General features: G+C 67.2%; 15 protein-coding genes and 1 riboswitch. Of the genes, 12 read left to right on the forward strand and 3 right to left on the reverse strand.

All coding sequences use genetic code 11. The annotated features are described in order from the left end of the window. Positions 1-88: 88 nt before the first annotated feature. Positions 89-328 carry a biotin/lipoyl-containing protein gene (locus RQI43_RS02155; RefSeq protein WP_311274047.1) on the reverse strand — a complete coding sequence of 80 codons (240 nt, stop codon included), beginning with the start codon at positions 326-328 and terminating at the stop codon, positions 89-91. 206 nt (positions 329-534) lie between these two features. On the opposite strand from RQI43_RS02155, the gene RQI43_RS02160 reads away from it, so the two are divergent. The 8 genes from RQI43_RS02160 to RQI43_RS02195 all read left to right on the forward strand — a co-directional run bounded on the left by RQI43_RS02160 (position 535) and on the right by RQI43_RS02195 (position 5,510). Further along, a complete protein-coding gene (locus RQI43_RS02160; RefSeq protein ID WP_311274048.1) occupies positions 535-1,152 on the forward strand; it encodes a potassium channel family protein in 618 nt (205 codons plus the stop codon). Then, positions 1,149-1,364: a hypothetical protein gene (locus RQI43_RS02165; RefSeq protein ID WP_311274049.1), complete on the forward strand. Its 216-nt coding sequence runs from the start codon at positions 1,149-1,151 to the stop codon at positions 1,362-1,364. Before RQI43_RS02160 ends, RQI43_RS02165 begins: the two co-directional genes overlap by 4 nt. Positions 1,365-1,389: 25 nt before the next feature. Beyond that, positions 1,390-1,680: a hypothetical protein gene (locus RQI43_RS02170; RefSeq protein WP_311274050.1), complete on the forward strand. Its 291-nt coding sequence runs from the start codon at positions 1,390-1,392 to the stop codon at positions 1,678-1,680. Then, the gene (locus RQI43_RS02175; protein WP_311274051.1) at positions 1,677-3,020 is read left to right on the forward strand and encodes an Nramp family divalent metal transporter; all 1,344 of its coding nucleotides are present in this window, start codon (positions 1,677-1,679) and stop codon (positions 3,018-3,020) included. The genes RQI43_RS02170 and RQI43_RS02175 overlap by 4 nt, the downstream gene beginning before the upstream one ends. Before the next feature lie 90 nt (positions 3,021-3,110). After that, on the forward strand, positions 3,111-3,599 hold the full coding sequence (locus tag RQI43_RS02180) for a histidine kinase (RefSeq protein WP_311274052.1): 489 nt from the start codon (positions 3,111-3,113) through the stop codon (positions 3,597-3,599). A 36-nt stretch (positions 3,600-3,635) separates the two neighbouring features. Then, positions 3,636-4,283, forward strand: a complete 648-nt coding sequence (locus RQI43_RS02185; protein WP_311274053.1) for a BON domain-containing protein — start codon at positions 3,636-3,638, stop codon at positions 4,281-4,283. A gap of 75 nt (positions 4,284-4,358) precedes the next feature. Continuing rightward, positions 4,359-5,168: a universal stress protein gene (locus RQI43_RS02190; protein WP_311274054.1), complete on the forward strand. Its 810-nt coding sequence runs from the start codon at positions 4,359-4,361 to the stop codon at positions 5,166-5,168. Between the two features lie 102 nt (positions 5,169-5,270). After that, a complete protein-coding gene (locus RQI43_RS02195) occupies positions 5,271-5,510 on the forward strand; it encodes a DUF6894 family protein (RefSeq protein ID WP_311274055.1) in 240 nt (79 codons plus the stop codon). Between the two features lie 239 nt (positions 5,511-5,749). Here RQI43_RS02195 and RQI43_RS02200 read toward each other — a convergent pair whose 3' ends face one another. Together RQI43_RS02200 and RQI43_RS02205 are read right to left on the reverse strand one after the other, a co-directional pair. Next, on the reverse strand, positions 5,750-6,376 hold the full coding sequence (locus tag RQI43_RS02200) for a DsbA family protein (RefSeq protein WP_311274056.1): 627 nt from the start codon (positions 6,374-6,376) through the stop codon (positions 5,750-5,752). Between the two features lie 72 nt (positions 6,377-6,448). Further along, on the reverse strand, positions 6,449-7,549 hold the full coding sequence (locus RQI43_RS02205) for an NADH:flavin oxidoreductase (RefSeq protein WP_311274057.1): 1,101 nt from the start codon (positions 7,547-7,549) through the stop codon (positions 6,449-6,451). Positions 7,550-7,654: 105 nt separating this feature from the next. Between RQI43_RS02205 and RQI43_RS02210 the strand changes: the two genes are divergently transcribed. The 4 genes from RQI43_RS02210 (at position 7,655) to RQI43_RS02225 (ending at position 12,015) form a co-directional block, all read left to right on the forward strand. Further along, positions 7,655-8,560: a LysR family transcriptional regulator gene (locus RQI43_RS02210; RefSeq protein WP_311274058.1), complete on the forward strand. Its 906-nt coding sequence runs from the start codon at positions 7,655-7,657 to the stop codon at positions 8,558-8,560. Continuing rightward, the gene (locus RQI43_RS02215) at positions 8,557-8,733 is read left to right on the forward strand and encodes a hypothetical protein (protein ID WP_311274059.1); all 177 of its coding nucleotides are present in this window, start codon (positions 8,557-8,559) and stop codon (positions 8,731-8,733) included. The genes RQI43_RS02210 and RQI43_RS02215 overlap by 4 nt, the downstream gene beginning before the upstream one ends. A 99-nt stretch (positions 8,734-8,832) precedes the next feature. Next, a riboswitch (cobalamin riboswitch) is annotated at positions 8,833-9,046 on the forward strand. 120 nt (positions 9,047-9,166) lie between these two features. Continuing rightward, complete coding sequence (locus RQI43_RS02220) at positions 9,167-11,146, forward strand: TonB-dependent receptor domain-containing protein (RefSeq protein WP_311274060.1); 1,980 nt, start codon at positions 9,167-9,169, stop codon at positions 11,144-11,146. Positions 11,147-11,229: 83 nt separating this feature from the next. Continuing rightward, positions 11,230-12,015 carry an ABC transporter substrate-binding protein gene (locus tag RQI43_RS02225; RefSeq protein WP_311274108.1) on the forward strand — a complete coding sequence of 262 codons (786 nt, stop codon included), beginning with the start codon at positions 11,230-11,232 and terminating at the stop codon, positions 12,013-12,015. Positions 12,016-12,027 lie beyond the last annotated feature (12 nt).

The raw sequence follows: 12,027 nt of genomic DNA on the forward strand, positions 1-12,027 counted from the left end.
CAATCCGCCGCGGCTCGCTCCCGTCATCCTCTCGCCTCGCGGGCCGGCCGGCCTTGATCTCCCTCAAAGGTCCGGCCGCCGCGCGGCGTCAGGAATGAACCTCGGCAATGATGCATCCCGGGTCGACGACCTCGCTGGCTGGCGCGACCACTTCCAGGCGTCCCCCGACCGGCGAGACGATGTCGTGGAGCGCCTCGCCGATTCGGACGGCGGCCACGGCTTCCCCGGCCGTCACCCTGGCCCCGTCCTCGACCAGCCAGCGCTCCAGGATGCCCTCGGGCAGCATTCCGGTGGACCACAGATCCTCGGATACGCGAACGTCCGGCATGCCGACCTCCCTTGCTGACGCACGCCCGGGATTGGGGCGCATCCACCAGGAGACGGCAAGGGATCGGGTCCCGCGTTGATCTGGATCAGAGCCCGCTGACCGCCGGACTTGAAAGCTGGTGCGGGCGTCCGAGGCTGCGTTGAGGCAGGTCAAGGCGGCCGTCGCGGCGCGGCGCATGTTTCCCGGGTCCTTTCCGAGATCGCCCCATGCTTTTGGCCATGGCAGCCAGCGTCGTCCTCGTCATCACCACCATCCTGGTGCTGTACGAGATCCTGCGCCTGACCTCCGAGCACCTTTCGGAGCTTCCAATTCCACCGCACGCCCGCATCCTCGTGGTGGTGCTGGCGGCCTTCGTCGGGCACACGATGGCTGTCTGGATCTACGCCGGGGCCTACTGGCTGCTCGTGCTCCGGCTGGGCAACGGCGCCTTCGCGGGCGTGCCGGTCACTACCTTCGAGGACTGCCTGTACTTCTCGGTGGTCACTTACACCACCCTTGGCTTCGGCGACCACTTCCCCGTCGGGCATGCCCGCCTGATCTCCGGCGTCGAGGCCCTGAACGGCCTATTGCTGATCGGCTGGTCGGCCTCGTTCACCTATCTCGCAATGGAGCGGTATTGGCCGCTGCACGGCAAGGCCCATGCCCATCGGGTGGCGTCCTCCGACCCCCACGACGCGCTTCGTTCGCCGAAGCGCGCCCGCTTCTACCCACACGCGGGGGCCGGGTTTGCGGCAGATCAAGGCGACCATCCGATTCCGGCCTCATCTCCGATCGCGAAGGACGAGACGGCGTCTCGTCACAAGAGGACGGAGGCGGTCCGATGAGGATGTTCCTGGTCACGTTCCACAAGCAGGTCAGCGACGATACCGGCCATGAGCGGCGCGCGCTCCAGCATCAGGTCCTCGTCCCGGCTCCGTCATCGGATTCTGCCATCACAGCCGGGCAGACCCTGTTCTGCGAAGCCAATGGCTTGGTGGATTGGCGGCTTCGAGCGGATGCCTGCGACGCGGCGGAAGTGCAGGAAGAACTCACGTAACCCCGTTTCGAATGGGAGTGACGTCATGGGACACGAGCTTACCGAACCGGTGCACTGGCGGGGGCGGCAATGGGCCGTCACCGGTTACGGCATCGAGGCCCTCGACGGAATGTACCACGTTTCGGCCACGGCGATCTGGCCAGGGCCTGACGGCACGCTGCCGTGGCTCGAAGCCCTATGCCGTCGCTATGGTACGGACCGCGATGACCTGGACGCTGCCTTGAAGGTCGCCCGCACGATCTGGTCCGCGCCCGATGCCCTGTCGTCACTCACGCACGACATTTGCCCTGATGACACGCGGGGCATCGGCCTATGACCGAGGTGCCGGTACCAGTCACCGGGATCCTGGCCGAGCCGGACGATCCGGAGGGCCTGAGTGCCGCGGTCGGTCCGTCAAAACCACGCCTGCTCGGCGTTCTCGGACCGGGACTGATCACGGGGGCCTCGGACGACGACCCCAGCGGCATCGCCACATACGGGCAGGCTGGAGCGCAACTCGGTTACGGCCTGTGCTGGACCATGCTCTACAGCCTGCCCCTGATGGCCGCCGTGCAGATGGTCTCGGCGCGGATCGGGCGCACCACCGGCCACGGCATCGCCGGCGTCCTGCGCCAGCACTATCCCAACGGCCTCCTGCAGGCCGTGGTGATGCTCCTTCTCTTTGCCAACGTCCTGAACCTCGGTGCGGATCTCGGGGCGATGGCGGACGCCCTGAACCTCCTGCTGCCGGGACCACGCTGGCTCTACGTCGCGCTGTTCGCCGGTACCTGCGTCTACATGCAGTTGGTTCTGCAATACACACGATACGTCGCCGTGCTGAAGTGGCTGACCATGAGTCTGTTCGCCTATCTCGGCGTGGTCATCTTCGCCCATGTCTCATGGTCCGAGCTCGGATGGGCCATGGCGGTGCCTCGTCTCGACGGCAGCGGGGCAAGCCTGACGACCTTGGTGGCGATCTTCGGCACCACCATCAGCCCCTACCTGTTCTTCTGGCAGGCGGCGGAGGAGGCCGAGGACCTGCACGCCTTTCCGCGGCGGCGCGACCTCGTTCATGCCCCCGAGCAAGGCAAGGCTGCCCTACACCGAATCCGGGTCGATACCCTCGTCGGCATGACGTTCTCAAACGTCGTCGCCCTGGCGATCATGGTGACGACTGCCGCGGTGCTGCACCCGCACGGCATCACCGACATCCAGACCTCGGCCCAGGCCGCGGAGGCGCTCCAGCCCATCGCCGGTCCCCTCTCGGCCGGCGTCTTCGCGCTTGGCATCATCGGCACCGGGCTCCTGGCGGTGCCGGTCCTGGCCGGATCAGCCGCCTACGCAGTCGGCGAGGCACAGCGCTGGCCGGTGGGCTTCGGCCGGCGCCTGCTGGAGGCACGCGCCTTCTACGGGACGGTCGCCCTCGCCACTATCGTCGGCATGATCATCAGCCTGGGTGCCGTCGACCCCATCCGGGCGCTTTACTGGAGCGCCGTGGTCAACGGCGTCATCGCGGTGCCGATCATGGCCGTGATGATGCTGGCCGCAGCCCGCACCGACATCATGGGGACTTTCGCCGTCCGCGGGCCGCTTCGGTGGCTCGGCTGGGTCGCCACCGCCTGCATGCTGCTCGCGGTCGCCGCGATGTTGCTCGGCACGCTCCTGCCGTTGCGATAGGCTCGGCACGCTCCTGCCGTTGCGATAGATCAAGGCCGGCCATGCTGTCCTGAACGAGCCTCGACGCTTCGATCAACATAGGGACACGCCATGTCGGGAAACGATCAAGTCTTCAGACCGGTCGTACTCGTGGTGGAGCCTCAGGCGTTGCCGGCCATGTGGCTGGAGGACACGCTGACGGATGAGGGCTACGCGGTCGAAGGCCCCTACCCGACCTACGACGAGGCAGTGGATGGGCTTGCCCGCAGCGAGCCGGCTTTCGCCCTCGTCAGCGTCGACCTGCAGGAAGGACCCTGCTTTCCCCTTGCCTGCGCGCTGCGCCGACGCGGCATCCCGTTCGCGTTGTTCTCGGGCTCCATCCCCGTTCCGCGGGCCTTCGGCGACGTTCCGGTGCTCGACCGACCGTGCCTGACCGATGCTGTCGCACGGGCTGTCCGGATGGGCCGTCTGGCGGAGGGGAACCAGGCGAAGCGCAGGGAATGCCCGATGGAGGACAGAATCCGATCCCGGGAGCCCTTTGCGCTGGATCAATGCCCGCCAGCCTGCGGGAGCCAGGATGCGGGACCCGGCCATCGTTGAAGGACGGATGCCGGTCCCCCTGGAAGGAGCTTTCCCATGAACGACAAGATCCTGCGCCAGAATATCATCGACGAGCTCGACTTCGAGCCGAGCATCGATGCGGCCAACATCGGCGTCGCCGTGGACAACGGCATCGTCACACTCACCGGGCACGCCGGCACCTACACCGAGCGTATGGCGGCCGAGAAGGCGGCCCGAAAGGTGCGCGGCGTGCGCGGCGTGGTCGAGGAGATCAAGGTCCGCTTCGCCGGCGAGGCACCGCCCCGGGACGAGGACTTGGCCAAGCGCGCCGTGCAGATGCTGGACTGGTCCGTCACCGTTCCGGAAAACGCCGTGCAGGTGAAGGTGCAGGAGGGCTGGATTACGCTCACCGGCCAAGTCGCGTGGCAGTATCAGAAAGAGGAGGCCCAGGCCGCCCTCAAGCGCCTCTCCGGCGTGGCCGGCATCATCAACATGATCGAGGTCAAGCCACAAGCGAGCGCCACGGACGTGCGCTCGAAGATCGAGGCGGCTCTCAAGCGCAACGCTGAGGTCGAGGCCGACGGGATCAAGGTGACGGTCAAGGACGCCAAGGTGACGCTGGAAGGCAAGGTGCACGCCTGGCACGAGCGCAGCCTCGTCGAGAACGCCGCCTGGTCCGCTCCAGGCGTGCGCTCCGTCGTGGACCACCTGACGCTCGCGTGAACCACCGGACGGGGCCGGGGTCACCGCCGGCCCCGCTCCGATTATCCCGAAGCCATCACCGAAAGGGAGATCCCCATGTCCTATGCCAGCCTCATGGTCTCGGTCGATCTCGGTGACGCTGCTCGCAGCCGCATCCGCCTCGCCGGGCACCTCGCCGACGACTTCAAGGCTCGCCTCGTCGGCGTCGCAGCCGAGATGCCGGCCTATGAGGCAGCGCCCGTCGGCCCGACGTTGGGGAGTGCCTACTGCCTCGCCTCGGTCCAGGAATCCGTCCTGAACGATCTGCGGATCGCCCATGCGGCCTTCGACGAGGCCAGCGGCGGCCGAAGCCGGGTCGAGTGGCGCTCGAACCTGGACTTCCCGCTGGAGTTTCTGGCCCGCCAGTCGGCCGCCGCGGACCTGGTGATCGTCGGCCGTGGCGACGACGGCAGTCCGCTCTTGTCGGTTGATCCGGGCGATGCGGTGATGCGGCTCGGCACCCCGGTGCTGGTAGTCCCGCCGACCGTGGACCATCTCGATGCGCGGCGGGTGGCCGTCGCCTGGAAGAACACGCGCGAGGCACATCGTGCCGTCCGCGATGCGCTGCCTTTCCTCAAGCGTGCCTCCAGCGTGGTGGTGCTCACCGTCGACGAAGGCGCGGGCGCCGGCGACACGCGGGACGTCATTGGTTACCTCCAGGCCCACGACGTCCACGCCACCGCCGTACCGAAGGACGCTTATGGTGCCTCGACGGCCGAAGCGCTCTTAGAAGCGACCAGCGAGCACGCCGCCGACCTGCTGGTGGCGGGGGCCTATGGCCACGGCCGCCTGCGCGAATGGGCGTTCGGCGGCGTCACCCGCGACCTGCTCGCCTACTCTCCGGTCAGTTGCCTGATGAGCCACTGACTAGCGTCCGGTCTATCTGAGTCCCGCGTCCGACCGGACACATGCATATGAGGGCACCCAGTCCGTCTCGGTCCCTTGAAACCGCCACGCATGGGGACCGCGATGCCCCTCTATTTCTTCGACGTCTATGACGGCATCATGCAACTCGACGAGGAGGGGACCGAATGCGCGGACCTTCAGGCCGCGCGTCTGGTCGCGAAGCAGCTCCTGCCTAACATCGCCCGGGACGAACTTTCGCAGAGCGCGGATTCCCATATCTACGCGGTGGTGGTCAGCGATGCCGACCATTGTCCGGTCTACACCGTCAGCCTGACCGTGATCGGCCTTTGGATCATCCGCTGAGCCGAGCCGTACGCCTGGATGTGCTATCCCGGAATACCTGCACGGCGCCGCCCTGCAAGCGGCGGCATCCACGTGTCGCGTTCTGTTGGGTCGCTCTATGGCCAGAACGGGTGGATTTGCGATGGTCCGCTTCTGGGTGGGAGTTGGCGGAAGCAAACACTGCCGTCGGGGCGGCTCCCGATCCGACTCGGACCTCAAAACTGATGAGCCGTGACTTCAGCAGCTACCGGAAAGGGGACCTAAGCGATTTGGCGTAGGATTTCGGCGCGCAGCATTTCGGGCTGCGGCATGCCAGAGAACAGGCGATCACCGATCGCGACCGAGGGGACGGCGCGGATGCCCGCCTCTCGTGCCTCCAGCAATGCCACGTCGTGGCGTCCCCCGTGGAGCGGCGAGGCGAGTACCGTGTCGAGGGCATCAGGATCGAGACCAAGACCCCGGAGGATCGCCTTGAGCAGGTCTGTGTCGCCGATATCGCTATCCTCCTGGAAGAAGGCGCGCAGGACCGCATCGACGTAGGCATCTCCCTGCCCGTGCTCGACGGCATACTGAAGCCCGAGGAACGCCTTGCGAGTGTAGGGCTGCGGCGAGACGGTCGGCAGTCGGATCGTGACGCCCATCCGCTGGGCGGCGGGGTAGACGCCGTGCTTCCATGCCGTGGGCAGGTAGTCGTCCTCGGGCCGCAGCGTCGGAGTCGGGTAGGCGCGCAGCTCGAACGGCATCCAGACGATGTCGACGTCGAGCCCGTCGGTGGCGGTCCGGATGAGCTGCTCCCCCAGGAGGCAGTACGGACAGACGAAGTCGATCCAGACGCGGATCTTTGTGCGGGCAGGCTTCACGGTCGCCGTGCCGAGGTCATCGCTCATGCTTCATGCTCCACATTCATCTGGGCCGGCACAGGAGGCTTTCGACATGGTGGCGTCTGCACCGCGTGCCCCTCAGGCTGCCAACTCGCTCGGCTTGATGTTGGCGATGGGACCAAGGATGGTGGGATCGAACGCTGCCACCTCCTGCAAGGCCCGGATGCGGTTCGGAAAGTCTGAATTTGCGAGCGCAACCTTGCCAAGCGCCACGACGTCAGCACCGGCAGCCATGACCTCCTGCGCCCGCGCAGGGTCCTGCACGCCGCCGTTGGCGATCAGCGGGACGTGCGGTGCGTAGCGGCGAGCTAAGGCGACGAGGCTGTGCTGCCCGCCCTCGAAGGCAGGCTCCCACACCTTGTGTTCGGTGACGTGGATGTAGCTGGCCCCGGCGTCGGCGAGCGTGCCGAAGATGGTCTCGGCGTCCTGTTCACGGCCCGCCCACTTATGGGTGAAGTCGTTGACCTTGCCCTGCGAGATGCGCACGCCGACCGGAACGCCAGCCCCGACCCCGACCCGCACGGCCTCGAACACGGCACGCACGAGGGCGGTGCGCCGGAGCGTGTCGCCACCCCAGCGGTCGTCGCGCCGGTTGGCGTAGTCGGTCAGGAATTGGTCGATGAGGTAGCCGTTCGCGCCGTGGATCTCGACGCCATCAAACCCGGCCGCGACCGCGCGGGCGGCCGACGCGGCGAAGCCTTCGATGGCGTCGGCGATCTGCTCCTCACTCATGGCGGCAGGCGCAGGGTATGCGCCCTTGCCGTAGTAGAATTCCATCTGGTGACCCTTGGGCTGCACAGCCGAAGGCCCGACGGTGGTGTCACGGAAGCGGTTACCCTGGCTGATCGCGCCCGCATGCATGAGCTGCGCGAAGAAGCGCGCACCATGTTGATGCACGGAATCCACCACACGTCTCCAAGCCTGGACTTGGCCGTCATCGGTGATGCCGGGTTGATGGAGGTAGCCCTGGGCGAATGCCTGATCGGTGTAGATACCCTCGGTGACCAGGAGCCCGAAGCCGCCACGGGCGAACCGCTCGTAGTAGCGGGCCATCGTCTCCGTGGCGGTGCCGTCCTCGGAGGCGCTCACGCGGGTCATCGGGGCGACCGCGAAGCGGTTACGCAGCGAGACGCCGTTTATATCCGTCGCCGTGAAAAGGCTGTCCGTGTTCGCGCTCATGTCTGACCTCCGACCTGCTCTCTCCGCTCGATTGAGAGCAAATTAACCGCCGGGACATCCACTCGGTAGCCAGGATGGACGATAAGCATTTTATCGCCCAATGATATGCCGATGAACCTCTCGGATGTGGCCCTGTTCTGCGCCATCGTCACGACCGGCAGCCTTTCGGCCGCGGGGCGGCAGGCGGGACTGTCCCCGATGGCGGTCAGTCGGCGCCTGGCGGCGCTGGAACTTGAGCTGGGGGTGCGCCTGATCCACCGCACCACGCGGTCCGTCGCGCTGACGGCGGACGGCGAGACGTTCCTGCCGCTCGCGCAGACGATGCTGGAAGCGCGGGAGGCGGCGACCGCGGCCTTCTCCGAACATCACGAGGGCCTGAGCGGCATCTTGCGCGTGACTGCGCCCCACCGTATCGGCCGAGCCCTTGTCGTGCCCCTGGTCGTCCGGCTGATGGCGGAGAACCCGCGCCTCAAGGTGGACCTGACCTTCTCGGACGGGATCGTGGACATCGTGGCCGTGGGAATCGACGTGGCGATCAGGGTGGCGACCCTGCCAACCTCCGAGCTGGTCGCCATGCGGGTTGCGGACAGCCCTCGTATCCTGTGCGCCGCGCCGGCCTACCTCGCGGCGTACGGTTACCCCGGGAGTCTCGCGGACCTCGATGTACATGCCTGCCTGACGCTGCACGCGATGGACGCATGGACATTCGCCCACGCCGGACATCCAGTCGCCAAGCGCATCAAGGGCAGGCTGGCGGCCAGCAGCGTCGATACGGTGCACGCGGCCTGCGTCGCCGGCGCCGGACTCGCGTTGCTGACCTACTGGGACGTGGCGCAGGATCTCGCCGACGGCACTCTCAGGACAGTCACGCTCGACGACGTCGAGCCGGAGCAGTTGGCGATCTGGGCGGTTCTCCCGACCCGGCAGCACATGCCGCCGCGCGTGCGTCGGTTCATCGACGGGCTCAAGTCCGCGTTGATGGTGTCCATTCCAGCCCAGGCGCGGCCATGACGATCAAGCACCGCGATGCCGCCGGACGGCCGACGAATGGCCGTTTTCGGGAAGCGCTGATGGCGGTCCCGACGACTGTGTTGGGTCGGTACGAGACCGTCTGCTCTATGACCGGGGCGGGTGGTTATGCGACGGTCTGCTTTTGGGCCGAATTTTTGAAAAGCGGACGCTGAATAGCACCGAGGCAAACCTTCGTAAGTGCTGACTTGTAACCTTCCAGGCACACATCGTCGGAAAGCCTTTGCGTGCCATTGACGGCGGACGCTTTGATTGCGCTCCTTGTCCCCGACGGTTCCTCCCCGGAGGATCAAAAGGGAACGCGGTGAGGATGAGGTCCGAAAGGGCCTCCCCGAAGCCGCGGCTGCCCCCGCAACTGTAAGCGGCGAGCCCATCATCAACACGTCACTGGGTGCCTTGCATCTGGGAAGACGATGAGAGGGCGGTGACCCGCGAGCCAGGAGACCTGCCGTCAGTCGTGGTCACACGCGAAACGCATCGGGCGGGGTGTCCTGATGGGTGTCGAGGCGTTCGGCTGTCCTAACGGCAGGCAAGCGCCCAGGCCTCGTTCGCGGTGACGTGCCACAGACGTCGCCCGAGGCTTGTCCCGTGTCCTTCCCCTCCCGATCCGCGTGCCTGCACACGCTCGCGCTCGCCTGCGCCTCCCTTCCCGTATCCACCCTTGCGCAACAGGCCGCCGCCCCCTTCGCCGATGTCCCGCGCGGGGCCGAGGCGGCCGTCACGCTCTCCGAGCTTTCCGTCTCCGCCACCGGCGTTCCGACCCCGGTCGACCAGGTCGGATCAAGCGTCACCGTGCTCACCGCCGCTACGCTGGAGGCCCAGCAACGCCGCACCGTCCCGGATGCCCTCCAGCAGGTGCCGGGCCTCAACGTCGTGCAGACCGGCGGCCCGGGCGGTCAGACCTCGGTGTTCATTCGCGGCTCGAACTCGAACCACGTGAAGGTGCTCATCGACGGCATCGACGCGACCGACCCGTCGAACCCGAACGGCTCCTTCGACTTCGGGCAACTCCTGACCGACGACCTCTCTCGCATCGAGGTGCTCAGGGGTCCCCAGAGCGGCCTCTATGGCAGCGACGCCATCGGAGGCGCGATCTCCTTCACGACGAAACGTGGCGAGGGACCGGCCAGGGCCACCGTGCGGATCGAGGGCGGGTCGTTTGGGACCTTCAACCAAAGCGGCAGGATCAGCGGGTCGGAGGACGGCTTCGACTATTCGGTCTCGATCCAGCACTTCCGTGCGGCCGTGACGCCGGTGACGCCGCCGAACCTTGTCCCGTTCGGCCGGTCGATCCATCCGAATTTTTACGACAACGAGACGGTTTCGGCGAAGTTCGGCTACCAGTTCACCGACACCTTCCGCATCAACTCGGTGACGCGCTTCATCAATTCCCGTCTCCTGTTCACGGGCACCGACTACAGCACCTTCCCAGCCTTCCCGGCGGCGTTCCGGAGCGCCGCCGACGTGCAGCAGGTCTTCACCCGCAACGAGGCCGAGTGGACGCCGTTCGCGGGGTTCCACAACCTCTTCGCGATCAACTACTCGAACTTGTTCAACAGACAGCGGGGCCCCCTCGACCCCCTTGCCACGCCGGACGCGACGACGGGCCTGGGCGAGCGCACCCGCTACGAGTACCGCAGCGACTACCAGCTCTCGCCCGGCAACCTCGTCCTGTTCGGGGCGCAGCGCGACGACGAGAGCCTGTCGACCACCGACCCGAGCCCGTTCGGGGCCGGCAACTTGCGGGCGAGGAACGGCAACACGGCCGGCTACGGGGAGGTGCAGCTGACGCCCTTCGAGCGGGCGGCGTTCGTGGCCAACATCCGCCACGACGAGAACGACGCCTTCGGGCCGGCCACCACCTTCCGCGTCGCGCCGAGCTACATCCTGCCCTTCACCGAGACCCGGATCAAAGGCAGCGTCGGCACCGGCTTCAAGGCGCCGACCCTGAGCCAGCTGTTCCAGAGCTTCCCGGCCTCGAACTTCTTCGCCAACCCGAACCTCAGGCCGGAGGAGAGCCTCGGCTACGACGCCGGCATCGAGCAGCCCCTGGGGGACCGCGTCCTCGTCGGCGCGACTTACTACGCCAACGACTTCAAGAACCTCATCACCTCGAACACGACGTTCACCTCGAACGAGAACGTCGGCCGGGCCGAATCGTACGGGGCGGAAGCCTTCGTCGCTGTCCGGTTCTCCGATACCCTTACGGGCCGGGTCGACTACACCAACACGGTGACCAAGAACGAGATCACCCACCAGGAGCTCCTGCGCCGGCCCCGCCACAAGGGTAGCGCGACGGCCATCTGGACCCCCCTCCCGGGCCTGACCGTCAGCGGGACCGTGATCGTGCTCGGCCACTTCGTCGACGGCAACCGCGACTTCTCGGTGGCCCGGCTCAAGAACCCGGGCTTTACCCTGGTCAACCTTGCGGTGAACTACGACGTCAGCGAGACGGTGAGCGTGTTTGGGCGGGTCGATAACCTGTTCGACCGCCGCTACGAGAACCCCACCGGCTTCCTCGGGGCAGGCCTCGCCGTGTACGGCGGCGTCCGCCTGACCGCGTTTTGAGACCGCCGATGGCACAACGGTCCGGCATCGCGGTCCTAACGGTGATGCTCGCGGTCAGCCAAATCTGGTCGATTGTCGCTGGGATGGCCGCCCCGGCATCCGGGGGACCCCGGCACGTCGTCTCGATGAACCTCTGCGCGGACGAGCTCGTCCTTCGGCTTGCCGACCGCGATCAGGTCGCCGCCGTGACCTACCTCGCCCATGACCCACGCGGCTCGACCGTCGCGCGGGAGGCCATGGGCATCGCGGTGACACGCGGCCTGTCGGAGGAGATCGTCGCCCTGCGGCCCGACCTCGTCGTCGCCGGTGCCTTCACGACACGGACCACGGTGGGCCTGCTCAAGCGCGTCGGCTTCCCCCTCCTCGAACTCGGCGTACCCAACGACTTCGAGGGGGTGCGGGCCCAGATCCGGACCGTCGCTGCGGCCCTCGGGCACCCGGCGCGCGGCGAGGCAATGGTCGCGGACCTCGACGCGCGGCTGGCCGAGGTGATGCCGGCGGCCAAACCCTTGCGGGCCCTCGTGATGCGTCCGAACGCCTTCACGGTGGCACCGGACAGCCTCGGCGACGCGGTGATCCGTGCCGCCGGCCTCGCCAACGTCGCTGCCGAACTCGGTCGCGACCGGTTCGGGCAGGTCCCGCTGGAAGCGGCGGCCTTGGCCGACGCCGACCTCATCGTCCTCGACGAGGGGGAGCCCGGCGCGCCGTCGCTGGCCGATGCACTGCTGCATCATCCCGTCCTCGACGCGCTACGCCGGCAGGGGCGTACCGTCTCGATTCCGAACCGGCTCTGGAGCTGTCCAGGTCCGCAGGTCGCCGAGGTTGTGGCCTTGCTCGCTGCGGCGGCACACCAACGGGCGGCACGATGAACGCTCCTCTCC

It is taken from the genome of Methylobacterium sp. WCS2018Hpa-22 (assembly GCF_031843785.1).
GTDB lineage: Bacteria > Pseudomonadota > Alphaproteobacteria > Rhizobiales > Beijerinckiaceae > Methylobacterium.